We start from the raw sequence: 24,658 nt of genomic DNA on the forward strand, positions 1-24,658 counted from the left end.
AGTCCCTTATCCTCTCAGCTCTGCGATGCGGGCCAGCACTTTTTCACGCTTGGCGGAATAATCCGCCTGCTTCGCCCGTTCCTCTTCGATGACTTTAGCCGGCGCTTTGGCAACAAAACCCTGGTTGCCAAGCTTTTTCTCAACGCGCTCTACTTCGCTATTCAGTGTCTGCACTTCTTTTTCCAGACGGATAATTTCCTGTTCGATATCAATCAGCCCTGCCAGCGGCAGCAGCAGCTCAGCTCCGGTAATCACAGCGGACATCACCTTATCCGGCGTGTTCGGCTCAAGTCCGGCTTCGAAGGAAGAGGTGTTGCAGAAGCGCCCGATGTAATTATCGTTTTTGGCAATAATGTTCAGGGTCTCATCACTGGCGGCTTTAATGATCAGCTCCACCTTTTTGCTCATTGGAACATTGACTTCAGCGCGGACATTGCGGACCGCACGGATCACATCCATCAGCAGATTCATTTCCGCCACAGCCTGCGGCTGCTCCAGTGCAGCTTCATACTTCGGCCACTCGGCCAGCGTAATCGTATCTCCCTCATGCGGCAGATGCTGCCAGATTTCCTCCGTAATGAACGGCATGAACGGGTGAATCAGGCGCAGCGTACGGTCAAGCACATAAGCCAGCACGGATTGCGTCTTGGCTTTGGCAGCAGCGTCTTCGCCATACAGCGTAAGCTTGGAGAACTCGATGTACCAGTCGCACAGATCATCCCAAATGAAATTGTACAGGAGGCGGCCAGTCTCACCATACTCGTACGCGTCAATTAGACGCGTAATATCGCGAGAAGTTTCGTTCAGGCGGTGTAAAATCCAGCGGTCTGCTGTCGAAAGCTCGCCGGTAATGTCAATATCTGCAAAGCTTACGCCCTCCAAATTCATCAGGGCAAAGCGTGAGGCATTCCATATTTTGTTGGCAAAATTACGCGCCTGCTCCACCTTCTCGATGCGGAAACGCAGGTCCTGGCCGGCTGTGATGCCTGTGGAAATCATATAGCGCATGGCATCCGCGCCATACTGCTCGATAACATCCAGCGGATCAATCCCGTTGCCGAGCGATTTGGACATTTTGCGTCCTTCGGCATCGCGGACCAGACCATGGATCAGCACATCGGAGAACGGCTTCTTCCCAGTAAATTCAAGTGCGCTGAAGATCATCCGTGCCACCCAGAAGTAGATTATATCGTATCCGGTAACCAGAACATTGTTCGGGTAATACCGCTGATAGTCGCTGCTGTTCTCATCCGGCCAGCCCAATGTCGCAAACGGCCACAGGTTGGAGCTGAACCAGGTGTCCAGCACGTCCTCATCCTGTCTCAGATCGTCAAGACCGCTGATTCTGCGGGCTTCCTCTTCACTGTCGGCAACAAATACTTCCCCTGTGGATTCGGAGTACCAGGCCGGAATGCGGTGGCCCCACCACAGCTGGCGGGAGATGCACCAGTCGCGGATGTTCTCAATCCAGTTCATATAGGTTTTCTCAAAACGTTCCGGAACGAAGTTGACGCCGCTGCCGTCTTTTTGGGCGGCAATCGCCTTCTCGGCCAGAGGCTGCATCTTTACAAACCACTGTGTGGACAGATAAGGCTCGACTACAGCGCCGGAACGCTCGCTGTGTCCCACCTGGTGCACATGGTCTTCAATGGAAACCAGAACCCCCTGCTCCTGAAGATCGGCGATAATATTCTTGCGGCATTCACTGCGGTCCTGGCCCTGATACGGACCGGCTTCCTCGTTCATGGTTCCGCTCTCGTCCATGACATTAATTTGCGGAAGGTTGTGGCGAAGGCCCACTTCAAAGTCGTTCGGATCATGGGCCGGGGTGATTTTAACCGCACCGCTGCCGAAATCCTTCTCGACATATTCATCGGCAATCACCGGAATCTCGCGGCCGATGATCGGCAGGATCAAGGTTTTGCCAATCAGATTCCGATAGCGTTCATCCTCAGGATGCACCGCAACCGCCGTGTCCCCCAGCATCGTTTCCGGACGTGTCGTGGCAACCGTAAGGAAGCCGCTGCCGTCCTTCAGCGGATAGCGAAGATGATACAGATGGCCGTTAACCTCTTTGTATTCCACCTCAATATCCGACAAAGCTGTACGCGCAGCCGGGTCCCAGTTGATGATCCGCTTGCCGCGGTAGATCAGGCCCTTCTGGTACAGTTCCACAAATACCTTGCGCACCGCCGCTGCCATCCCCTCATCAAAGGTGAACCGCTCGCGTGAATAGTCAAGGGACAGGCCCATCTTGGCCCACTGCTCATGAATAGTCTCGGCATACTGGTCCTTCCAGGCCCACACCTGCTCCAGGAATTTCTCGCGTCCCAGATCATGCCGGGAAATCCCCTGCTGGCGCAGCTTCTGCTCCACCTTCGTCTGGGTGGCAATGCCCGCATGATCGGTTCCGGGCAGCCAAAGGGTATCGAAACCCTGCATCCGCTTCGTGCGGATCAGAATATCCTGCAGCGTGAAATCGAGCGCATGCCCAATGTGCAGCATCCCCGTTACATTCGGCGGGGGGATGACAATGCTATAAGGTTCTGCTTCCGGCCGTTTGCCGGCTTCAAAGAAGCCATGCTCCATCCAGTAAGCGTACCATTTCTGTTCTGCCGCCTTCGGATCATATGTGGTCGGCATGTCGTTCTGTTTGCTGCCCGGCGTATCAGCCTGTACCGTATCCTGCATATCAGGCAGTTCAGCCGTTTTGTTCTTGTGATCAGCCATTGTTGAACCCTCCAATTGAATAACATGTTATAAACACAAAAAGACCCTTCGTCTCAAAGGACGAAAGGTCATTCTTTCGCGGTACCACCTTTGTTTCGCGCTATACAAAATAAACCTCCGCTCCGGTCCCATACGGTTCCAGAAGCTTAACGCGACACTCATGCAGATAACGGCTGCGTCCGGCCACATCCTACCCTGGTTTTCATATGATGAATACAGGCTTAGAGGGGCGACTCCGGGGCGACTTCGGGGGCTGCATCCTGCGGAAGTTCACAGCAATTACAAATTCCGCTCTCTGAAGGGCTCACCGCCTACTCTTCCCGTTCCCAGTCTTTTGCTTTTACTTATTCCCATAATACATTTAGTACTATTCCTAGTCAACAAAAAGGCTTTCCCTATTTCAATTCTATCCTTGCAAAGCCGAATTCACTTATTCGTCTGCACCGATATTCACCTTAGCTCCCTTTACGCGGGCTTGTCCGTCAATATCGAGTGTGCCGATAACCGCGGTATCCGCGGAACCGGCATCAATCGCCGGAGATGCAGTCTGCAAATGGAAATTACTGAGGCTCACGTTCACGAACTTCGGATCGGCAAACAGTGAGTGTGCATCATTACCGGTTCCTGATTTATAAGCGGTAAAGCCGGTGTAGCCGGTATTTTTCCATGTCCAATTCGCACCGGAGCTGCCGCCTGGAGCATAGTACAGATTGTAGTCTACGACATTGCCCGAGTTCTTCGTGTATTCGTTGTAGATTAGCACATCAGTGGAGCCGGCTGCGAAAATATTGTTCTTGATCGTATTGTTTTTGGTATCATACTGCACGTACAGCTGGCCGGCGCCAGCGCCAATGGTGTCATTCTTATAAAGCGTGTTGTTGACGATTGTGCAATTAACCGTAGAGCCGCGCTGGTTATCATATCCGCCCATGGCAATACCTGTCTGCCGGTTGCCGTACACCATGTTGCTGCGGATGGTGATGTTGCTGGTCGATTTGCCGGAATGCTCAGAGGCAATCTCAATGCCGATGTCGTTGTTATAGCTGTAGTTCCGCTCAATGATACTGTCCTTGCCGCCATCGACATAGATGCCACCGGCTGAATTGCTGTTGTTAGGAAGCTTTTTACCATAAGAAGGATTGTGATTGGAAGTAATATTGTATACCCGGTTGCCGCTGACCAGACCATTGCGCGCCTGATCGTAGGAAGGATTCGGTGCTGTGCCTTCATAACCAATGATATCAATCCCGATATTGTCATTGTCATGGATGATATTATCCGTCACGGAAAAGGTGTCCACATTGCCGTTCAGAACCAGCGATTCACTGGAGCCGAGCACCAGATTGTACAGCTCATTGCCGCTGATTCTGACATTGTTGATCGAAGCAGGCGCCTTAGTGCCATATACGGCGATGCCGTGCGCATCCCGTCCCTGCAGATCACTGCCTGCCGGAGTAGAGGTATTCTTAATATCATGAATTTTGTTATTAGCAAGCGTAATGTAACTGCCGGAGCCGTGGACATATATGCCGGCCGGCATCACATTCTTGGCGGCTGTGGTATAATTGCGGATTTCGAAGCCTTGAATGGTAATGTAATTCGCATCTGTCAAGTCTACAATCCCTTCAGCCCCGCTTACAGACAGTCCTGTTCCATCAATAACCGCAGTCTCCGAATTGTAGCTGGTGAACGTAATCGGTCCTGCCGCTGCCGAACCTGAGCCGGTAATTTTGAGTTTCTGGTGGTACACGCCTCCACGGACATAAACCGTGCTTCCGGCCACCGCAACATCCGCAGCATGCTGCAAGGTTTTGAACGGCGCACTGCTCGTTCCCGGGTTGGTGTCGCTGCCGGTTCTCGCCACATAATAGTCAGGCCCCTCAGCATGAGCTGCAGGCGCCTTCATGTCCCCGATTACTGCACCCAGCACAGCCAGGCTTAACCCTACTCCTACTATCAATGTCCTCCCGAACCTCAACACCAGTCATCAGCTCCCTGAAAAATAAACTTCACCAGGATGATACCCGTTTGCCCCATTATAACCGGAACTGCAGTGAAGATCGATCAGCGGCAGGCACTTCCGGTATGGTGTAGGTCATTCTGCGCACACGATAAGCTCCCTTCACGATCGATCCGCAGCCGTTACCGTAACTGCTGAAAAAACAGGATTTTTGGCAAAATAAGGGCTCCTCTGTCCACTTCAGTCCGTGGATAGAGCCCAATCCTCCTGCATCGCTTATATCCCCGGAGGCTTCCAAGATATCCGCATTTTTTTACAATTTCTTATGCAGCAAAAAACCAACAGACGTCCTGGTCTCAGGACATCTGTTGGTTTGTGTATGATTGGTGGCTTGAGGCACACCGGACTTCTCACTCCACCGGTCAGGGAATGTACAGAACCTGGCCTTCCTCCACGTTCTGTCCGGAGAGGCGGTTGTACATGACTAATTCTCTTGCGCTTAGCTGGTATTTCTCAGCAATCGTATCCAGCGTTTCTTCGCGCTGGACAATGCAGAGCCGAACCTTGCGGAACAGCTCCGTACCGCCGCGGCCTCCGATGAACCGGCTTTTCCATTCCGTATCATTGCCGGCATCCGGTGCTGCCGCCGGGACCGCAGGCTCCTGCTCCTGGGCATGCTGATTCTCTTGTTCCTTATGGGCTCTGCTGGAGCTGAGCAGCGTAGAGTAAGTGAGAGGCTCCCGTTCCTCAGCCTTCTCTTCTTTTTTGCTGCCGAGCGCGATCTTCAGATCAGGCTTCTCTTCGGGCACCGGCTGGACATCAGGCGCCGTTATAAGCTCATTCTCACTGGCTGGCAGGGTTTCCGCAGCAGCTTCAGCAGGCGGATTTGCCGCGTTCTCCACAGCCTCCGCAACAGCTTGCGGCTCTTCCTTATGCACGGCATGGATTTCCGCTTCCGGCTCACCGGACTCCGCCCCCAGCGCTTCCGTACTGCCTGAAATCCGGGCGATTTCTGCAGGGTTCAAGTCGTTTGCTGTGAGAGCGTGGCTGGCAACCGGTTCCTGGGGGGCCTTATCCGCCTTCTGCGGGTGTGCGGTTGGTTCAGCGGCAGCATAGCCGGTTGGAGAATCAAAACTGTGGGTCCGCGCCTTGGGTTCATTGTCCTTATGCGGCGGCTGGGCTGTTGCAGCGGGCCCGGTGTATACCGCTTCATCCGGAAACAGCGGATTCACCGGAGAAGCCGCAGATTCCACAGAGTTGGCCTCCACCTGCTCATGGGCCGTGATATCCGTTGCTCCTTCACCGTAGGTCCACAGTGAATTCTCATAGAGCGCTTCATTCTCATGCTCATGCTTGGCAGCTGGAGCTTCCTGTCTCTGCCCTGCCTCTTCAGCAGAATAAGCTACCGTGTACTCCTCCTGCTGCCAGGCCGGCTGGGTTTCACCGCTGCCGATTCCGCGCAGCGAAAGCACGCCGGTGATATTGACAGTCCGCATCGTAAGCAGGTCAATATCGAAATTCTCGATCTCCACCCCTATGTCATCAAGCGAGCTGACCCGTGTCAGCGGAACTGTGATTTCAACGGGAATCGCATGCTCCAGACGCTGGGTCCGGTCATCTTCTCCCCGGTAAAGCCCGGTAAGCAGCAGCTGACCGTACAGCTCGGCACGATCCTCCCGCTGAATTACCTGAATATCCGGGATCAGCTCAACCTCTTCCAGCTCAGCGATTCCCGGAAGTTCAGCAGGCAGATGAATGCGTTCATAAATATCAAACCGCAAGCCGTGGGACTGGTCAAACACGGGAAATGTCCTCCTTCTTGGCATAATCTAACCCTGAGACAAGCCCAGAGCATAAGCCCAAAATGTTACTCCCCTCATGTATATGCTTGAATCCCTAAGGCATGACAACTTTGGACGCAGCTTAATTGAAGGGATTATGCGCTTACTCACCAATAACCATTTGGGCATCGGGAATGCTATAATTCTGTGGAAGTCCCTCCCGCAAGGCAAGGGCCAGCGGATCTCCCGGCCTCATAAGCTCAAGCACATCGGCAGGATGAAAGGCATCAGGCAGTCTTGAGGACACTGCACTTTTGCGCCAGCCTTTGTCTGAGATATTGCCGCGCCGCCCCTTCTGCAGCGCGACCGCTTTGTGATACGCCATCAGTGTGCCCGCTGCCATCCCATCCAGCGAACGGTTCTGCGCGGCCCAGCTTCGCGCCTGCTTCCCGGTGCGCATCCGCAGCTCATCGTCCCCCAGCAGCTGTTCAAGCTGCGCCGCCAAAGCTGCGTTGTCCTCGGGCGGGACGACAAATCCCGTCACACCCTGCTGCACCATTTCCGGCATTCCTGCCGTTCCGGCCACAATCGGCGCAATTCCGGCAAGCTGGGCCTCCGTCACCGAAAAAGGCTGTGTATCCTGCAGGCTGGGCTGCACATAAATGTCGGCAGCGGTCAGCGCCGCCGGAATATTGTCTATTTTGCCGGTAAAAAACACACGGTCCTGAATGCCCAGCTCCCGCGCCTGCTCCTGCAATTCTTCCGTAAGACTGCCAATTCCGGCAATCGCACATACCCAGTCGCGGCGGCTGTGCTGCAGAATTCCCAGAGCGCCTATCAGCACATGCACCCCTTTGATATATTCAAGACGTCCGGCGTACATAATCACTTTGAGGCCGTCTCCGAACTTCAGCGGGGCAGGCATTGCGGCCTTGGCATCGTACTGCTTCACATCCATTCCATACGGCAGTATGTGAATCCCCGCTCTGCCTGCACCTTCCCGGTTCACCAGCTGCCCAATCCAGTTCGAAGAGACCAAAATCAGGTCGGAGGATCGGACGCCCAGCCCCTCCAGGCGGCGGAAATAGCGCCAGATGGCCCGTTTCTCATAATCTATTCGGGTAAGCTCCGGTTCAATCCCCTTATATTCGAAGTAGGATTCGTAAGCCAGCGCCCCGTGAAAGCTTGCCACCAGCGGTTTCCGCACCTTCATAATCCGCCGGATGGCATAGGCCGAGATCGGATCCTGCGCATGGATCACATCATACTTCTCCAGGCCGAGAACTGCTGCCCCGCCCTCAAAGACATAACGGCCAAGCTCAAAGCTGAGAATCCCATGCTCCAGGTACAGATGCGGAAACCGGCTGGTATCGAACTGAGGCAGCAGCGAGTTGTATAGGACTTTTTTATCAAAGGAAATGCCTTGATCCAGCAGGTAGAGCGTATGATCTTCCGCACGGGAACCCATCAGCGTCACTTCATGCCCTTGCTCACTCAGCTTGTCAGCCAACTGCTTCATATACGTCCAGATCCCGCCCATATTCGTAAGTCCCCAGTAGGTGACCAGCAGTATCTTCATCAACCTCTCACCCCGGCTCTGAAAAATAAATGGAACAAAGTATTATATGAACAGAAGCCGCAGCCAGACATGGATAAATGATAAACTTTCCAAAATATCTTTTGATCACGGCCTGAAATTTTCAGGTATAATCGGGATAACTCCTGAAAGGAAGTCAACTGTGATGTCCAAAGCAAGGCTATTTGACCTATTTTTGTTTGTTGCCTCCCTGGCTATAGCCTTCGGCGCGAGGCACGCTGTGGTGCTGGACTCTACTTATCTCAAAGCTCTGATTCTCTACTGGGCTTTCTCCAGTTTTTATTTTCAATTGCGCATTGTCACCCGAAGCGGCAACTCCACGATAGATTATGCGATCAGCTATACTTCATCTTTTGGTATATTTGCAGGACCTCTGGGCACTTTTTTGTTCGAGGTGCTCTACCGGTTCACTGTGTTTTTCTATAAAAAGAAAACGAAAACATCGGACCCCGGAGAATTCCTGGATACCTTTTACAATATTGGTTCCTTTACGCTAGGCGGTTCTGCCGGGTATTACCTGTACACCTTGCTCTATCCTTATGCCGCACAGCTTCCGCTGGGCTACTGGCTGCTGTTTCTCCTTGTAGTCTGTGTGACGACGCTCCTGTCATCGGGTTTTCTGACGATTACCTGTGCCCTGTCCGGTGATATTACCACCCGCAAAGAGGCCATGAACATGTTCCTGCGCAGCAGAAATCTTCTGGATTTCAGTAAAGTGGCCCTGTCCAATGCCCTGCTCCTGCGCCTGCTGCAGATGGGAAAATGGGAAATGCTGATCGCGCTCTTCCTGCTGAACTACATCGTCAGCATCTCCTTTTACTCCAAATCTCAAAGCGCCCAGGATAAATTTGAACGGGACAAGTTCGAGCAGATGGCCTACCGTGATTTTTTGACCGGCACCTTCAACCGCGCCCACATGGACAAAATGATGCAGGAGCTGAATCACAGCGGGGAGCACATCGGCATCGTTGTAGCGGACATCGACCGCTTCAAAAAAATCAACGATACCTATAACCACGCCGTCGGCGACCGGGTAATCACCCACTTTGCCCATACGCTGCAGGCACATATGCAGGATGAGGATATTTTGTTCCGCAGCGGCGGCGAGGAATTCACCATGTTCCTGAGGCATAAATCCTTCTTAGACTGCCGTGCGCAGATCCAGGGAATCCTGGACACCATTGCCGGACACAGCGTCACCGCTGAGTATGAGGATCAAACGATCGATGTTGAATATACGGCTTCTTTTGGACTCTATTATTACCAAGCGGCCCCCGGACAGAAGACCTCTATGGAAAAAGCATATGTCTACGCCGACCAGCTGCTGCTTGAATCCAAAAAACTCGGCCGCAACCGGCTCACATCCACAAATGAGCTGGAAGCATAGCGGGCCGAGACATATCTGTGGCTAAAATCCGCCCACGAAGCGGGGCCTTTGCATGGAAGCTGATTCAGGTACTGACGCGTGACTAGCAACACGGGGCCTATGGCCGCAGGGATTCCCAACCGCTCCAAAATCAATGGGGGCATGCTGAAGACGAATCGCCCTATTCCTTCGCGATCGATCCGCAGCCGTTACGGACAGGAAAGCCCTTATTGATAGAAAATTCGTCTATTCCGCAGGACAGCGGACAGAGATGCCTTTATTTGTCCTTTTCTCCTTTATTCCAGGCTCCATCGAACGATATAACGGCTCCTGAGTCCGTAACTACTGAAAAACTAAGATTTTTTGCAAAATAAGGGATCCTCAGTCCGCTTCAGTCCGCTGACGGAGCCCCATCCTCCTGCATCGCTTATATCCTCTGAGGCTTCCAAGAGATCCACACTTTTTTACACTGTATAATTTCCTATACAAGAACAAAACGGCTGCACCGTCCTTCACTGGACAGCGCAGCCGTTTTGAAGTTTAAGAGAGGCCAGGAACACTGTAGTCCCGCCCGCCGGGTACCCCTGCGCTTCCCCCGGTCCTTTGCGGATCGGCCGAATGCGTATGGATTGCGGTGGGGGTGGAGTGGGAGTGCAATTGGAGTTCGGCGGAGTGTGGCGGAGTGCAGCAGAACTGCGGTTTAGTGCAACGGGACTGCGGTCGACTGCAGCGGGAGTGCGGTGGGAGTGCGGCGGGAGTGCGTAGCACAAGTGTCTAAGTGGAAAAAGTAAACTTAAATTGTACCGCTCCCGCTCTCCGATGGCTGCTAGTTGGAAAAAGTATAACTAATCTGGCCGATTCGCCTACTTACAGCTGAATTCGCTTAAATTAAGTGTCCTTTTTCCCACTATTTCCTCTATAGAAGGCCTTTGAGCCTATTTAAGTCTACTATTTCCACTTAGCTTCCTACATAGAGTACGGGGAAGAAGCATAGTCTTCTTCGTCTAAAGTTCAGCTGCATTAAAGGTATCTCCGCCTTCAATGGTGCCGGAATTGAAGCCTTTGTAGAACCAGCGCTTACGCTGCTCCGATGTGCCGTGGGTGAAGCTGTCCGGCACCGCGTATCCTTGCGCCTGCTTCTGGATCGTATCATCGCCGACCGCACTCGCAGCCGTCAGCGCCTCTTCCAAATCACCCTCCTCCAGCAGATTCATCCCCTGGGCGTGTTTGGCCCAGACCCCGGCCAGATAATCAGCCTGAAGCTCAAAGCGTACTTGGTATTTGTTGTATTCGGTTTCGCTCAGGCTTTGGCGGAGCGAATCCAGTTTTTTTGTGGTGCCGAGCAGCGTCTGTACGTGATGCCCTACCTCGTGGGCAACGACATAGGCCATGGCGAAATCTCCCGGAGCCTGGAAGCGCTGCTGCAGCTCGTCATAGAAGCTGAGATCGATGTACAGCTTGGCATCACCCGGACAATAAAACGGCCCCACCGCCGACGTCGCCGTCCCGCAAGCCGAATCCACACTGCCGGTATAGAGCACAAGCGTCGGGTCCTGATAGGTCATCCCCTCTTCCTGAAAAACCTCAGACCACACATCCTCCGTATCCGCCAGTACGACGGATACAAAGTCGGCCAGTTCCTTCTCCTGTGCCATCTGTTCGTATGGGGCCGAAGACTGGGTCCCGCCGGATGTGATGCCCCCAAGAATATCTCCGATATTTCCGCCGCTCAACAGCGTAACAATCACCACAATAATGATTCCGCTTATTCCGCCGCCAACCAGCTTCCCGCCGCCGCCCATGCCCCGGCGGTCCTCCACATTCGAGCTGCCTCTTCTTCCCTGCCACTTCATGTGTAACCCCCCAGTCATTTTTACAACTTAAATGTAACAATTAATGCCAATAATCCCAAGCCACGATGCACGTAGTACAGAGAATCCAGCGGAAAAGTTATTTGGAGCTAAGTACCAGTAATCAATTGCATACAATAGAGCAAAGGCCGGCTACAAGCAGTGCAATGAGCAATCTAAGCAATCTATTGAAAAAATTACAATGACGCAGATAGGCCTTTAGCAAAACATTTTAAAAGTCTATTAGTGTTATACCCAAAATTTCTTAGTTTGCTTGTCTTCACAGCATCCAGTTTCTTACACGCCCTTGGTTACGCCTGCCGTCCGGGCAGAACTCCCTATTTGTTCCTATAATTCAAGGTGTCACCTATGTGGACTGGCGGGAATATACTGTCTCATTGCTTTATTGAACTCCCTTGAGAAAGGATGCGGTAACATGACCAGCATTGATCCAGTGTATGAAATTCTGAAAGTGATGGAACAAGAACAAAGGCCGGAGTTCCGGCAAATCGGTATGGACCCCAGAGATTTCAGGACGGTGCTTAAGCATATTCATGAGGCCGGCTATGCGGACGCTGGCGGACTGACCCCGTCGGGCCAAAAGTATATCCAAGCCTATGAACGCAGGCTTCGTTCCAATTCGCACGTGTCCCGGCGCGATCTGGCATAATCCGGGTATGTTCGAACCGGCAAAGCCAACCCCATAGGAATAAAACGGCTGCCTCCGTCCTCCACTGGACAGTGCAGCCGTTTTATCCATATCAAAAGGAAAGCATAGCTTCCTATCCAAAAACACCCCCACAAGCCAGTGCCGAAACGCAGCCTTGTGGGGGTGTTGTTATGGAATGACTAGGCGAATGGAAACCGCCTGAAGCCCGGCTTCTGATTATCTAAATGTCGCCATCAGCAGAATTACGCCTGCGGCGCTTCACCCAGCTGCATCCGTAAACGCAGCATATCCTCCGGCCATGGGTCAGCTATTTCAAGCTGTTCCCTGGTCCATGGATGGCTGAACGCCAGCAGCTCACCATGCAATGCCTGGCGGTCTGGACCTCTGGAACCGGCAGGACCGGTACCGGGCCGGGCAGGACTGTCCCCGGTCCCGCCCCCGGTTCTGCCGGGGCTCTCCCGATCCAAGCGTCCTACGCCCGTACTCCAGGCGGACTCACTAATCGTGGGGCCGCCGGAATGCGAACGCTGGCCCGCAGCACTCCACGGCGGGCCGCCGTATAAAGTGTCCCCATACAGCGGATGGCCCAGGTGGCTGAGGTGGACGCGGATCTGGTGCGTCCGCCCGGTCTCCAGCTGCACCTTCAGCACGGTGCCGCTTCGAAGGACCTCGCGGTCCATTATCCGCGTAACCGCAGTCTGCCCGCCCGGCGAGACCCGCCGGCGTGCCGCATGATGGCGGTCGCGGCCTATGGGAGCATCGATTACCTTCAGCTCGGGCGGCACGACGCCTTCCACGATTGCGGCATACAGCCGTGAGACGGCTTTGGCGCGCATATCTTCGTCGAGTGCAAGCTGCGCATACTCATTCTTCGCGTACAACACCGGACCCGTCGTGTCCTTGTCCAGACGGTGGAGATGGCGCACCGCGGTCCCGCCGCCGGAAACCGAATAATGGGCGGCAACTACATGATCCAGCGTTACCTCAGTCCCGCTCCCATCCGGATGCACCGCCATGCCCGCAGGCTTATGGACAACGAGGCAGAAATCATCCTCGAACAGCACCTCAAGCTCCTGCCATGCCGGCTCAATGCCCGCCTCACGATAAGGGAACAGTGCCAGCCGCAAACGGTCTCCCTTCCACTGGATACCGCCTTCACGGCGCAGGCGCTCATGGAGTTTGACAGGCATGCCTACGGTAGCCAGCAGCCACTTGTCAATGGCCGCTTCCGGCTCGCCGGCGGCGGTAATCACCCGGCCCGGCATAACCTCCAGCCATTCCCCGCGGCGGGTCCAGGCCCCGCCCCCGGTCACGGAGAGGGGCTCCTCCGAGGCCGTCACAGGGATTTCAAGGCCTGGTAATGGGCCTCCAGCGTATCATCTATATCCTGCTCGCTGTGTGCGGCAGAGACGAACATGCCTTCAAACTGTGAGGGCGGGACACTGATGCCCTGATCAAGCATTTTACCAAAATACGCACGGAAATGGTTTAAGTTGCTGGCTTTGGCCGTATCATAATTGGTCACCGGACCTTCGGTGAAGAATGGGCAGACCATGGAGCCCACCCGGTTGATGGTCAGCGGAATCCCCGTATCCGCCGCGTTACGCCGAAGCCCTGCTTCCAGCCGCGCCCCGAGGGATTCCAGGCGGTCATACACTTCAGGCGTCAGGAGCTTCAGCGTAGTTAGCCCTGCAGCCATCGCCAGCGGATTGCCGCTGAGTGTTCCCGCCTGATAGATCGGTCCGGTTGGAGCGATCTGCTCCATAAGCTCTCTTTTGCCGCCATAGGCACCAACCGGAAGACCTCCACCGATCACTTTGCCGAAGCAGGTCAGGTCCGGCTCTATGCCGAACAGCCCTTGGGCACAGCCCCGGTTCACCCGGAACCCGGTCATCACCTCGTCAAAAATGAGCAGCGCTCCATACCCCGTAGTCACCTTGCGCAGACCCTCCAGAAATCCCGGCAGCGGCGGTACGACCCCCATATTCCCGGCAATAGGCTCAACAATCACAGCGGCGATCTCGTTGCCGTAGCGTTCGAAGGCGATTTTGACCCCTTCCAGGTCGTTGTAAGGCACAGTAATCGTATTCACAGCCACACCTTCAGGCACGCCGGGACTATCCGGCAGTCCGAGCGTAGCGACACCCGAACCGGCCTTGATCAGCAGACTGTCGGCATGGCCGTGGTAGGAGCCTTCGAACTTGAGGATTTTGCTGCGTCCGGTATACCCCCGGGCCAGGCGGATTGCACTCATCGTAGCTTCCGTACCGGAATTAACCATGCGCACGATATCCACCGAATGAACGCGGCCGACGACGGTTTTGGCCATTTCCGTTTCCAGCAGTGTCGGCGCGCCGAAGCTCGTCCCTTTGACTGCCGTCTCCTGCAGCGCCTTGACCACTTCAGGGTGGGCATGTCCCATAATCAGCGGTCCCCATGAGCAGACGTAGTCAATAAAGCTGTTGCCGTCGATATCGTAAATGCGCGAACCCGCGCCATGATCCGCGTACACCGGTGTCAAACCCACGGATTTGAACGCCCGGACCGGACTGTTCACCCCGCCGGGGATATACTGCTTCGCTTCTTCAAAAGCCTTGCGGGAAGCCTCTTCCCGCCGCGCCAAAGGCAAATTGCTCATGGTCACCACTCCTGTTCTGTTCGTATGGTTTGGCTTGTACTTGCACTGCTGAACCGGATCAGGCACAATCCTTCTCCGGCTGATTACGACTGCTGCGCTCCAGTTCGAAACATGTTCTGTTTTCTGCCTGGTGCAGGACCAGCTCTTTTATCCGCGCAGCCAGCGGGCTGCATCTTTGGCAAAATAGGTAATAATAATGTCTGCACCAGCGCGCTTCATCCCGGTCAGCATCTCCAGCACGACAGCTTTTTCATCGATCCAGCCTTGCAGGGCTGCGGCCTTGACCATCGAATATTCCCCGCTCACATTATAGGCAACCAGCGGCAGATCAAATTGGTCGCGGATCGTACGGATGACATCCAGATAGGCCAGCGCCGGTTTTACCATGAGCATATCCGCACCTTCCAGCACATCGGAATCCGCCTCACGGATGGCTTCGCGCAGGTTGGCGGGGTCCATCTGGTAGGTTTTGCGGTTTCCGAACTGCGGTGCGGAGTCGGCGGCTTCACGGAACGGGCCGTAGAAGGCCGACGCATATTTTACCGAATACGACATGATCGGCACATGCTCAAAACCGTTCTCATCCAATCCGGCGCGGATCGCATGCACGAACCCGTCCATCATATTCGATGGCGCGATAATATCCGCTCCCGCCCGGGCCTGCGACACCGCCGTGCGGGTCAACAGGTCCAGCGAAGCATCATTGATCACATCGCCGTGCACGACACCGTCCACCGTATGGGTATGAACCATCCCGCAATGGCCGTGATCCGTAAATTCACACAGACAGGTGTCCGCAACCACGAGCAGCTCGGGGTACCATTTTTTGATCAAACGAGTGGCTTCCTGCACGATGCCATCCTCAGCGAAGGCAGAGGAGCCGACCGCATCCTTGGTTTCGGGAATTCCGAACAGCAGTACAGCCGGAATGCCCAGCGCTGCGATTTCGTCTACCTCCGCCTTCAGCGTATCCAGCGAAAAATGGTATACCCCCGGCATGGAGCTGATTTCATTTTTTACACCTGTTCCATAAGTCACAAATATCGGCTGGATGAAATCCAGCGTATTCAGGATTGTCTCCCGCACCATGCCGCGGATTCCGGCTGTCCCGCGCAAACGGCGGTGTCTTGTAATTGGAAAACCCATCTTTTCATCCTCCTATACAGTAGATACATAAACACAAATCGGACGATAACCCAAAAACAACCGATCTTCGTCAGTCATAAAAAACCAAACCGAATCTATCTCAGCCTTGTGCTTTCGTTCCAGCGGCACAGCTCCTGCACCAGCCCTTCTATCGTCGCTTCCCCGGGAAGAAGTCCCGGTGTCAGCCCGGCCTCTACAGCAGTTTGTTCGGTCACCGGACCGATGCAGGCAATCTTGACGCCCGCCAGCAGCGGAAGCGGATCTTCAAGCCCCATACGCCGCAGAATGCTGATGAAGTTGCGCACCGTCGAAGAACTGGTAAAAGTCACCGCATGAATCCGCTTTTCTTCCAGCAGCTTCAGCAGCTCCACATCGTCCTCACCAGTCACCACAGTCTCATAGGTATCCACCTCGGTCACTTCAAGGCCAAGCTCCCGCAGCTTGTCCGCCAGCCACTCGCGCGCCAGGTCGCCGCGCGGGAGCAGCACCTTCTGGCCAGGCTGCAGCCTGGGTCCGAAGGCTTCAAGCAGCCCTTCTGCCTGGAAATGTCCAGGCAGTTCCTCAGCCATCAGCCCGCGCTGCGCCAGCGCCGCGGCTGTGGCCGGGCCCACCGCGCCGATACAGGCGCGGTGCAGCCTGCGGACGTCCACCTTCAGCTCCGCCAGGTGACGCCAAAAAAACTCCACGCCGTTCACGCTCGTAAAGAATACGTAATCGTATTCTTCCAGCGCCGCCAGCGCGGCGGCAATGTCAGCCCTCTGCCTGTCGCCTTCGGGCATTCGCGTCTCAATGACCGGGAACTCGTACGGCTCGCCGCCGAGTTCCTCAATCCGGTTCACCAGCTCGCTCGCCTGGCTGCGGGCCCGTGTAACCACAATGCGCTTGCCGAACAGCGGCAGCGCTTCTGCCCACATGAGCTGCTCGCGCTGGAGCACGACCTCGCCGACGACAATGACCGCCGGCGACTGGAAATCCGCCGCTTTCACCTTCGCCTCAATGTCGGCCAGCGTGCCCGTCAGCGTCTCCTGATCCGCACGGGTTCCCCAGCGGACCAGCGCCACCGGTGTCTCCGGCGGCCGCCCATGCTTGATCAGCTGGGCGCTGATGTAGCCGATCTTAGCCACGCCCATAAGGAATATCAGCGTCCCGGTGGCGTTCGTCACTTTATCCCAGTGAATAGAATGATCGAGCTTATCGGGACTTTCATGCCCTGTAATGATCGATAGCGATGAGGCCATATCCCGGTGCGTCACCGGAATGCCGGCATACGCCGGAACACTGATCGCCGAAGTTACACCCGGCACAATCTCATATAAGATGCCATGTCTGCGCAGCAGTTCTGCTTCTTCACCCACACGGCCAAAAATCGTCGGGTCCCCGCCCTTCAAACGCACTACCGTCTTGCCCTCCAGCGCCAAATCCACAAGCAGCTGATTGATTTCCTCCTGCTTCATCGTGTGGCGGTCCGGAAGCTTGCCCACGTATATTTTTTGCCCGCCGGGCTTCATCCATTTCAGCAGCCGCGGACTGGCCAGCCGGTCGTACACCAGCACATCCGCTTTTTGGACACATTCCAGCCCTTTGACCGTAATCAGCTTCGCGTCCCCAGGCCCCGCACCTACCAGATAAACCTTCCCCGTCATTCCCCTCATCCCCTTGCATCCGCCAAAATCTGTTCTGCCCCTCTGGCAATAAGTTTCTGCGCAACCTCTGCACCCAGCCGCACCGGATCATGCCCACTGCAGGTTTCCTTCAGTACAACCGAACCGTCCGGAGTTCCCACCATTCCTGTCAAAGTAATCAGCTTGGGGGAGGCAGGCTCCGCAGCTTCCGCGTCCAGTACCGCAAAAGCGCCAATCGGCACCTGGCAGCCGCCATTCAGCGCCCCGAGAAAAGTCCGCTCCGCCGCCACCGTCAGCGCCGTCTGCTCGTCATTATATAACGCCAGCAGCTTCCGCAGCTCGTCGTCATCAGCCCGGCACTCGATCCCGAGCGCCCCTTGCCCCACGGCGGGCAGGCAGACCTCCGGCGGCAAATATGCCGTCACCCGGTCCTCCCAGCCCATCCGCGATAACCCTGCCACCGCCAGCAGGATTGCGTCAAATTCACCGCTCTCCAGCTTGCGCAGCCGCGAGTCGATATTGCCGCGCACCGGCTCGATCTTCAGATCAGGCCGCAGCGCGGCAAGCTGACTCGAGCGGCGCAGACTGCTTGTGCCTACGCGCGCCCCTTGCGGCAGCTCTTCGAGCGTAAGTCCGCCGCTCGAAATCAGACAGTCCCGCGGGTCCACACGCCTCGGAACCGCACCGTTCATCAAGCCCTCCGGCAATTCGGAGGGCATATCCTTCATACTATGTACAGCCATGTCAATCTCACGGGCCAGCATTGCCTGCTCAATTTCCTTCACAAACAATCCCTTGCCGCCCACCTTGGACAGCGTTACATCAAGAATCCGGTCACCCTTCGTAACAATCTTGTGCACCTCAAAAGTAAACCCAAACCCATGCTCCCCACTCAGCCACTCCAGCTCCGCAATCACTTGCCCCGTCTGCGTGAGCGCCAGCGCACTTTGTCTGCTGCCTACTATAATCTTCCTCATCCTCCACCCCTCCTGGTAACCTGTCTTTGCCGCTGTTTCAGGCGTGCTGGCCGGTTCCGGCCCATACAACGGCATTTCTGCCGTTGTTTCAGCGTGCTGGCCAGTTGCAGGCCATACAACGTTTCGCACGCGTCAGCTTTTAGAAACTTATTCAAAGGTATTTTTACCTTTGATTTAGCCACTTCAGGCCTGCGGGCCTTTTTTAAAGGTATTTTTACCTTTGATTCAGCTACTTCAAGCCTTTAGGCCTTATTCAAAGGTATTTCTACCCTTGATTTCGCCACTTCCAGCCTTTAGGCCTTTTTCAAAGGTATTTTTACCTTTGATTCAGCTACTTTCAGGCCTCTGGACCACATTCAAAGGTATTTTTACCTTTGATTTAGCTACTTCAGGCCTTTAGGCCTCATTCAAAGGTATTTCTACCTTCGATTCACCCGTTCCAGCTAAATCGGCGGTTCACTTCCACAACACAGTTGTCAGTAACGTCGGTACAAATCCTTATCCTTTCAAGTAGCCAACACTTCCAGACTATCCCAGGCTCTGGGCAGCTCATATCTACACTTCAAGGTTGCGGGTGATCCAGTTGTCGATGTCGTCCGCGCTCCACTCTATAAAGGTGCCCCGTCGCATCTCATTCAACACATCGAGATTTCCGACCCTGCGCAGAAGGCTTCTGCGCAGCTCCGGCGACAGCTCTCTGCGCTTGATTTCTGTGCGCAGGTCGTGCAGCCAGTCCAAGTAGGGCTCGTATTCCTCGCCCAATATCTCAGCCAGCTGCTCCGTGATCCTCGCAGCTGCCGACGGTCCCGCGCCTGAAGTGGACACGGCGACCGTCAGCCTCCCCCGGCGAAGCACGCCAGGGGTAATGAAGCTGCCAGCCTCGGACCGGCTGGCCACATTCACCGGAAGGCCCAGGCTGCGCGCCTCCTGGGCCACCGCCTCATTCACCGCCGCCTCATTGCTGGCGGCGTAGACCAGGAATGCCCCCCGTATGTCTCCGGGGGCATAGGGGCGGCTGATCCAGCTCAGCCGCCCCGCTTCAGCCAGTGTAGCTAACGCTTCTGTCAGCAATGGGCTGACCAGAACCACCGCCGCTCCGGCTTCGACAAGGGCGCCCACCTTGCGCTCCGCGACCGCGCCGCCGCCAATGACAACCACACGCTGGTCCTGCACATCCAGCATAATAGGCAAATACCTCACCATGCAGTCACACTCCCACTCCTGCCACTGACCTGGAAACTCAGCTACGAGTAATCCTTGCATTAAACTCCCGAACCAGTTCCAGCCGGGATCACCGTAACTCAGTCTAAACCTCGCATCATTCTCGCTATACCGTTCCATCCAGGATCAGCGTGAACTCTGTCTCAAACTCGCATCATTTTCGCTATACCATTCCAGCCGGATCACCGCAAACTCTGTCTCAAACTCGCATCATTTTCGCTATACCATTCCATCCAGGATCACCGCAAACTCTGTCTCAACTCGCATCATTCTCGCTACACCATTTCTGCCGGATCACCGCAAACTCTGTCTCAACCTCACATCATTCTCACTATACCGTTCCATCCGGAATCCACCGCCATCTCTATCTCATCCGTACATCAATTTCCTGCGCCACTCCAGCGAGTATACCGTCAACACAAACTCAATTTTACTACTGTTAACGCCGAAGAGAACCCCTCAGCTTATCACTCTTTTTTATACTTAACTTCTATGGGAAATTCGCTTCGTCTGATACTTACTCCAGTCCGGTACTATCCTATCTAATACTTACCCCAATCCGATATTCACCTTTGTCAAATCCTGACCTTCCCGTTAGTGGACCAACGCGACTTGACCGGAAGCGAAGGGAAGCAGTCTCACATTTATAGTCCAGATCTGTTCTTGCATGCATGTCTGCTGAGGTTATCCTAAAAAAAACAAACAGTTGCAGTCCCCACGAACTCATCTCATAACGACAGCATTTTATTGAGCTGCTCATTCAACCTCTCGTACAACTCCATTTACACCTACATTTTCCGCTTCTCATACAACTTCCCATGACAAGCTCCATATACACTTACTTTTTCCGTTCCTTATGCAGCATCACGCAACAAATCTATCCACACCCATTTTTACCATTTATTTTGAAACTCCACCTAACAAATTCTCATACAGTTACTTTTACCGATTATATGAGATGAAACTGGAGAACTTGAAAGCGCAGGGGAAGCAATAAAGTTAATCAGGAACTGTAGCTAAGTGGAAAAAGTAAAACTAATGAGCTGAAATTCCGGCTGCTGAAGGCTTTAGTGGGATTTTGTACACCTAATTCAAGCATAATCATCCCATACGTCCGCTTTCGGCCGAATTAGTGATCCTTTTTCCCACATCGGATACTCCGTAAGCCGAATTGAGCTCGATTAGTGACCCTTTTTCCCACATAGGTTACTCCGTAAGCCGAATGAGTTCGATTAGTGACCCTTTTCCCGCATAGGTTACTCCGTAAGCCGAATGAGTTCGATTAGTGATCCTTTTTCCGCTAACGATGACTGCCCTTAGAGGTTTCAAGTGCAATTTATACAGCTTCTTTAATTGCATCTAAAACCGCTTTTTATACTCCACATACTCACTCTCATACCGCCTTACACCAGCAACGTCCAGCACCATACCCTGACCTAACTTGCCCTAACTACCCCAGCCATGAAACTCGGACCAGGAGTTCAGCAGGAAGTTCAGGATAATAAAACCATAGCCGGCAATGGCCCAGCGGGCCATGGAGGTGCCGCTGCGGCGGGCGGAGCGCTTGAGGAGGATATAGATAATGTATACCGCAAGCCCGATCAGCGTGGTCAATACCTTCGTATCCTGGAACAGCGGCGTGCGCCCTTCAGCGACAATCGACATTCCGGCCAGCACCAGCGAAGCCAGCAACAGCGGAACTCCGGCCAGAATTGCCGTATACGAGTATTTGTCCATCGTCTCCAGACTGGGCAGGCGGCGGATGCGGTCATCCCATTTTTTGTGCTTTAGCCGGGTATGCAGGAACAGATACATTATCGCAAACACCGTCCCCAGTGTCAGTGCGGCAAAGCTCAGGTTGGCCAAAATAATATGCAGCGCCAGCCATCCGTGCACCGCACTCCAGCTCTGCAGTGTATGATCTTCGGCGGTCAGCCAGACCCGGTTCAGCAGGAAAACGCTGAAGCCTGCCATGCTGAGCAGCAGAATCGTAAATTCTCCACCGCGGGTATAGGCAACCGCAAGCGAGGTCAGCACAATGATGAAGGAGAACCAGAACAGGAAGTCATAAGGCGTAAAAATCGGCAATCCCTGCTCCTGGGAGAAGCGCACCGCAAGCCCGGCAGCCTGCAAAATCCCGACAACAACAAGAAGCCCTGTGCCCAGCCGCTTCCCGCCCGGACTCCGCTTAAGGCAATCCGAGAAAACAAACAGCAGGCTCAGGGCATATAGCAGCAGAGCGGCATCATATATTCCGTTCAGCAGTTGCATCTTGTTCACCCGCCCAGCAGGCCTGCCGGGGCGAACACCGACTTCGGCAGTGTGAACTCACTGGCGGCGGGACGTTCAGCTTCCTCCCGTTCCGGCTTCGCGGGGCTGGTTCCGTCAGGGTCAGAGCCAAGCTGCTCCTGAAGCGCGAAGATTTGTGTGAAATACTCCAGGGCTTCATTCCCCTGCTTGCCGCCGGACAGCTCCTTGATCACATTGATCGGATCATGCATCATCTGGTTGACAATACTCTTGGTCAGGCGGCGGATCACCTTGCGCTGATGCTCGTCCAGTTCAGGCAGCTTGTTAAAGAGGCTATCCATCGTGTCTTCATAAATCCCGTTCGATTTGTCCTGAAGCGCACGGATGACCGGCCGGACACCAAGCGTCTTCAGCCACATCTGGAAGTCCTCCAGCTCCGCTTCAATCATGACTTCAATCTTGGCGGCTTCGCTGCGGCGCATTTCCAGGTTGGTCTCCACTATGCCTTCCAGATCGTCAATGTCATACAGGAACACATCCGGCAAGCTTGCCGCCGCCGGATCAATGTCACGCGGTACGGCAATATCAATCATGAACAGCGGCCGCGACGGGCGGCGCTTCATGTTATCGGCCACTTGATCTGCTGTCAGCACATAGCCGTCCGCACCTGTAGAGCTGATTACAATATCCACTTCGTCGAGATGCTGCAGGGCGTGCTCAATGGTGCTTGGCTTGCCCGAGAACTTCCCGGCCAGCTCTGCGGCCCGCGCCAGCGTACGGTTGGCGACAATCACTTCAGCCGCACCGCTGCTGTACAGATGCTTCACCGTCAGCTCGCTCATTTTGCCTGCGCCGAGAATCAGCACTCTTTTGCCGGTGAACATGCCGAAAATCCGCTTGCCCAGTTCCACAGCCGCATAGCTGACAGACACTGCACTCTCGCCAATCGACGTTTCACTGTGCGCCCGTTTGCCCAATGTGACCGCCTGCTTGAACAGCCGGTTGAACCAGGTGCCCGTCACGCCTTCCGCCTGGGCAGTCAAAAAAGCACTGCGCACCTGCCCCAGGATCTGCGTCTCGCCGATCACCATCGAATCCAGACCGCAGGTTACCCGGAACAGGTGGGCAATCGCCTGCTCGTCTTCATATATATACATATGCTGCGCAAATACATCGCTTTTCACTCCAAACCACTGCTCCATATAACTGCGGATGAAATACCCGCACATATGCAGCCGGTCCACAACCACATAAATTTCCGTCCGGTTGCAGGTGGCAACGACAACGCCTTCCAGCACACTTTTGGTCTGCATCAGCTGATGCAGCGCCGCAGGCAGATCCTTTTCGGCAAAAGCAAACTGTTCCCTGACCTCTACAGGCGCCGTACGGTAATTCAGGCCAACCACGACAATATGCATCGTTTGTTCACCATCCTAATCTCTATTCATTGGTGCAGGTACTCTTGCTGCTCACCTGTAAATTTACCGGTACCACTTTCACAAGTTCTATAAACGCTGTGTTAAGTATATCACATGAAAATACGGCATTTGACAAAACCTTTGAACTATTTATGAAATCCAGATAATAATTATTATAATCAAGCAACACGGATTTGTCGTCCTTAAATACATGGTTAGGATCGGTTATTTCAAATTTTTTATCAGCAGTCCACATCGTGAACTCCGCTTACTCCAGGAGCAGCACCACACAGGTCTTATTCCGGTAAGCCGAAAGGGAACTCGCCCCATCTATAACCCCATATACAGACGCTGCATCATGGATGACCAGCGCATCCTTATTCCACTCACCGTCACCTTGAAGCGAATATGTGTCTATTTTCGAATACGGAACTTCTGGCATCTTTTTATCCTCCCCAAAGCCACAATTGTCATTAAACCTAACATATAACTCAAGGATTGACACACTTTATTGCGGGTGATAGCATATAACAAATGATTAAAGTCATTGTTCCTGACATAAAACTAAACAAAAGCATGTTAGCTCTCATCCACATGTTACTTTTCCATCCATGTCCCCTAATTGTATAACTCTTGTATAAGCTCATTAATTTGGTTTGAGCGTTTCTACAGGCAACCGTAAATTGCCCCAGGCTACAGGAGGCACCGCAAAGCAGCTGGATCTTCAAGGCCAGAGTCCGCATGATTGATGTGCGCTCTTCCGTGATGCCGCTGAGCTTCCAGGTGTCTCTTGTGTCCCGGGTTTTTTTGTATATTCAGCCAGGGGAAAGAAGTATGGCTAACCAAACTTTTAAGGAGTGAGGACCATGAGCGCATCCTATGCAAGGCTCAGCGAATCCATCAGCAAAGCCAAAAATGTAAGAATTTATAAAGATAAGGACACTGCCTATGATTTCAAACTCTATCCCTTCGGTGAACGGGGCACCTATATCGATCCTGAGCTGATCAGCGAAATTACAGACAGCCTGGCTGAGAGCATCACCGCACAGTTCCCTGCTTTTGATTATATCGTATCTCCCGAGCCGGGTGGACATACCTGGGGTATGCTTGCCGCCTACAAGCTGATGAAGCCGATGAACATTCTGCGTCTCAGCACCGAATTATACGACAACTATGAAGTTAGCATTAAACGCGAGACGGCGTATAATGAGAACTATATTTATTTTGACGGTTTCACTGCCGGAGACCGGGTGCTCCTTCTGGATGATGTCATCAGCTCAGGCGCTACGATCCGCTGCATCGCCCGGCAGATGGCCCGCATGGGAATTGAGCTTACCGGCGTTCAGGCGATCCTGGCTAAAGGCGATCATTACAAACAGTTGCAAACGGACATTGGCGTCCCCGTACGATTCTTATCCAAAGTATAGCAAAA

Annotated in this window: 18 protein-coding genes and 1 riboswitch; of the genes, 4 read left to right on the plus strand and 14 right to left on the minus strand. The window is 54.0% G+C overall.

The features are described from left to right. Nucleotides 1–6 precede the first annotated feature (6 nt). The 4 genes from PRIO_RS26540 to PRIO_RS26555 form a co-directional block, all read right to left on the minus strand. Nucleotides 7–2,691, minus strand: coding sequence for a valine--tRNA ligase (locus tag PRIO_RS26540; protein WP_046507471.1), 2,685 nt, complete (start codon nucleotides 2,689–2,691; stop codon nucleotides 7–9). Nucleotides 2,692–3,160: 469 nt separating this feature from the next. Continuing rightward, nucleotides 3,161–4,711 carry a right-handed parallel beta-helix repeat-containing protein gene (locus PRIO_RS26545; protein WP_197545366.1) on the minus strand — a complete coding sequence of 517 codons (1,551 nt, stop codon included), beginning with the start codon at nucleotides 4,709–4,711 and terminating at the stop codon, nucleotides 3,161–3,163. 401 nt (nucleotides 4,712–5,112) lie between these two features. Beyond that, entirely contained in the window at nucleotides 5,113–6,492 is a 1,380-nt protein-coding gene (locus PRIO_RS26550; RefSeq protein WP_020429324.1) for a LysM peptidoglycan-binding domain-containing protein, read from the minus strand. Between the two features lie 142 nt (nucleotides 6,493–6,634). Continuing rightward, on the minus strand, nucleotides 6,635–8,050 hold the full coding sequence (locus PRIO_RS26555) for a glycosyltransferase family 4 protein (protein WP_020429326.1): 1,416 nt from the start codon (nucleotides 8,048–8,050) through the stop codon (nucleotides 6,635–6,637). 163 nt (nucleotides 8,051–8,213) lie between these two features. Between PRIO_RS26555 and PRIO_RS26560 the strand changes: the two genes are divergently transcribed. Next, nucleotides 8,214–9,455, plus strand: coding sequence for a GGDEF domain-containing protein (locus PRIO_RS26560; protein ID WP_020429327.1), 1,242 nt, complete (start codon nucleotides 8,214–8,216; stop codon nucleotides 9,453–9,455). 78 nt (nucleotides 9,456–9,533) lie between these two features. Beyond that, entirely contained in the window at nucleotides 9,534–9,668 is a 135-nt protein-coding gene (locus PRIO_RS37240) for a hypothetical protein (protein WP_269451277.1), read from the plus strand. Nucleotides 9,669–10,438: 770 nt separating this feature from the next. Here PRIO_RS37240 and ypfJ read toward each other — a convergent pair. Then, on the minus strand, nucleotides 10,439–11,287 hold the full coding sequence (gene ypfJ / locus PRIO_RS26565) for a KPN_02809 family neutral zinc metallopeptidase (protein ID WP_020426928.1): 849 nt from the start codon (nucleotides 11,285–11,287) through the stop codon (nucleotides 10,439–10,441). Nucleotides 11,288–11,720: 433 nt separating this feature from the next. Between ypfJ and PRIO_RS26570 the strand changes: the two genes are divergently transcribed. Then, on the plus strand, nucleotides 11,721–11,954 hold the full coding sequence (locus PRIO_RS26570) for a hypothetical protein (protein ID WP_020426929.1): 234 nt from the start codon (nucleotides 11,721–11,723) through the stop codon (nucleotides 11,952–11,954). A gap of 242 nt (nucleotides 11,955–12,196) precedes the next feature. Here the strand turns inward: PRIO_RS26570 and PRIO_RS26575 are convergent, their stop codons facing one another. The 9 genes from PRIO_RS26575 to PRIO_RS36270 form a co-directional block, all read right to left on the minus strand. Then, nucleotides 12,197–13,267: an RluA family pseudouridine synthase gene (locus PRIO_RS26575; RefSeq protein WP_020426930.1), complete on the minus strand. Its 1,071-nt coding sequence runs from the start codon at nucleotides 13,265–13,267 to the stop codon at nucleotides 12,197–12,199. A gap of 23 nt (nucleotides 13,268–13,290) precedes the next feature. After that, nucleotides 13,291–14,592, minus strand: coding sequence for a glutamate-1-semialdehyde 2,1-aminomutase (gene hemL, locus PRIO_RS26580; RefSeq protein WP_020426931.1), 1,302 nt, complete (start codon nucleotides 14,590–14,592; stop codon nucleotides 13,291–13,293). A 147-nt stretch (nucleotides 14,593–14,739) separates the two neighbouring features. After that, nucleotides 14,740–15,738: a porphobilinogen synthase gene (gene hemB / locus PRIO_RS26585; RefSeq protein WP_020426932.1), complete on the minus strand. Its 999-nt coding sequence runs from the start codon at nucleotides 15,736–15,738 to the stop codon at nucleotides 14,740–14,742. A 95-nt stretch (nucleotides 15,739–15,833) separates the two neighbouring features. Further along, entirely contained in the window at nucleotides 15,834–17,381 is a 1,548-nt protein-coding gene (cobA, locus tag PRIO_RS26590; RefSeq protein ID WP_020426933.1) for a uroporphyrinogen-III C-methyltransferase, read from the minus strand. A 5-nt stretch (nucleotides 17,382–17,386) separates the two neighbouring features. Further along, on the minus strand, nucleotides 17,387–18,337 hold the full coding sequence (hemC, locus tag PRIO_RS26595) for a hydroxymethylbilane synthase (RefSeq protein WP_020426934.1): 951 nt from the start codon (nucleotides 18,335–18,337) through the stop codon (nucleotides 17,387–17,389). Between the two features lie 555 nt (nucleotides 18,338–18,892). Then, entirely contained in the window at nucleotides 18,893–19,540 is a 648-nt protein-coding gene (locus PRIO_RS26600; protein WP_020426935.1) for a precorrin-2 dehydrogenase/sirohydrochlorin ferrochelatase family protein, read from the minus strand. Between the two features lie 1,464 nt (nucleotides 19,541–21,004). Beyond that, nucleotides 21,005–21,829: a cytochrome c biogenesis protein CcsA gene (gene ccsA, locus PRIO_RS26605; RefSeq protein ID WP_039786443.1), complete on the minus strand. Its 825-nt coding sequence runs from the start codon at nucleotides 21,827–21,829 to the stop codon at nucleotides 21,005–21,007. Nucleotides 21,830–21,834: 5 nt separating this feature from the next. Further along, nucleotides 21,835–23,226, minus strand: a complete 1,392-nt coding sequence (gene hemA / locus PRIO_RS26610) for a glutamyl-tRNA reductase (protein WP_020426937.1) — start codon at nucleotides 23,224–23,226, stop codon at nucleotides 21,835–21,837. A 268-nt stretch (nucleotides 23,227–23,494) separates the two neighbouring features. Next, a complete protein-coding gene (locus PRIO_RS36270) occupies nucleotides 23,495–23,668 on the minus strand; it encodes a hypothetical protein (protein ID WP_020426939.1) in 174 nt (57 codons plus the stop codon). Between the two features lie 171 nt (nucleotides 23,669–23,839). Continuing rightward, nucleotides 23,840–23,942: riboswitch (purine riboswitch) on the plus strand. A 150-nt stretch (nucleotides 23,943–24,092) separates the two neighbouring features. On the opposite strand from PRIO_RS36270, the gene PRIO_RS26620 reads away from it, so the two are divergent. Continuing rightward, a complete protein-coding gene (locus tag PRIO_RS26620; RefSeq protein ID WP_020426940.1) occupies nucleotides 24,093–24,653 on the plus strand; it encodes a phosphoribosyltransferase in 561 nt (186 codons plus the stop codon). Nucleotides 24,654–24,658: the final 5 nt, after the last annotated feature.

Source organism: Paenibacillus riograndensis SBR5, from assembly GCF_000981585.1.
Classification (GTDB): Bacteria; Bacillota; Bacilli; order Paenibacillales; family Paenibacillaceae; genus Paenibacillus_AQ; species Paenibacillus_AQ riograndensis.

Excerpts from the sequence above, each read along its gene's own strand:
- PRIO_RS26540 (WP_046507471.1), bottom strand. The coding sequence starts at position 2,691 with ATGCAGGATACGGTACAGGCTGATACGCCGGGCAGCAAACAGAACGAC.
- PRIO_RS26555 (WP_020429326.1), bottom strand. The coding sequence starts at position 8,050 with ATGAAGATACTGCTGGTCACCTACTGGGGACTTACGAATATGGGCGGG.
- PRIO_RS26560 (WP_020429327.1), top strand. The coding sequence starts at position 8,214 with ATGTCCAAAGCAAGGCTATTTGACCTATTTTTGTTTGTTGCCTCCCTG.
- ypfJ (WP_020426928.1), bottom strand. The coding sequence starts at position 11,287 with ATGAAGTGGCAGGGAAGAAGAGGCAGCTCGAATGTGGAGGACCGCCGG.
- PRIO_RS26570 (WP_020426929.1), top strand. The coding sequence starts at position 11,721 with ATGACCAGCATTGATCCAGTGTATGAAATTCTGAAAGTGATGGAACAA.
- hemL (WP_020426931.1), bottom strand. The coding sequence starts at position 14,592 with ATGAGCAATTTGCCTTTGGCGCGGCGGGAAGAGGCTTCCCGCAAGGCT.
- hemB (WP_020426932.1), bottom strand. The coding sequence starts at position 15,738 with ATGGGTTTTCCAATTACAAGACACCGCCGTTTGCGCGGGACAGCCGGA.
- cobA (WP_020426933.1), bottom strand. The coding sequence starts at position 17,381 with ATGACGGGGAAGGTTTATCTGGTAGGTGCGGGGCCTGGGGACGCGAAG.
- hemC (WP_020426934.1), bottom strand. The coding sequence starts at position 18,337 with ATGAGGAAGATTATAGTAGGCAGCAGACAAAGTGCGCTGGCGCTCACG.
- PRIO_RS26600 (WP_020426935.1), bottom strand. The coding sequence starts at position 19,540 with ATGGTGAGGTATTTGCCTATTATGCTGGATGTGCAGGACCAGCGTGTG.
- ccsA (WP_039786443.1), bottom strand. The coding sequence starts at position 21,829 with ATGCAACTGCTGAACGGAATATATGATGCCGCTCTGCTGCTATATGCC.
- hemA (WP_020426937.1), bottom strand. The coding sequence starts at position 23,226 with ATGCATATTGTCGTGGTTGGCCTGAATTACCGTACGGCGCCTGTAGAG.
- PRIO_RS36270 (WP_020426939.1), bottom strand. The coding sequence starts at position 23,668 with ATGCCAGAAGTTCCGTATTCGAAAATAGACACATATTCGCTTCAAGGT.
- PRIO_RS26620 (WP_020426940.1), top strand. The coding sequence starts at position 24,093 with ATGAGCGCATCCTATGCAAGGCTCAGCGAATCCATCAGCAAAGCCAAA.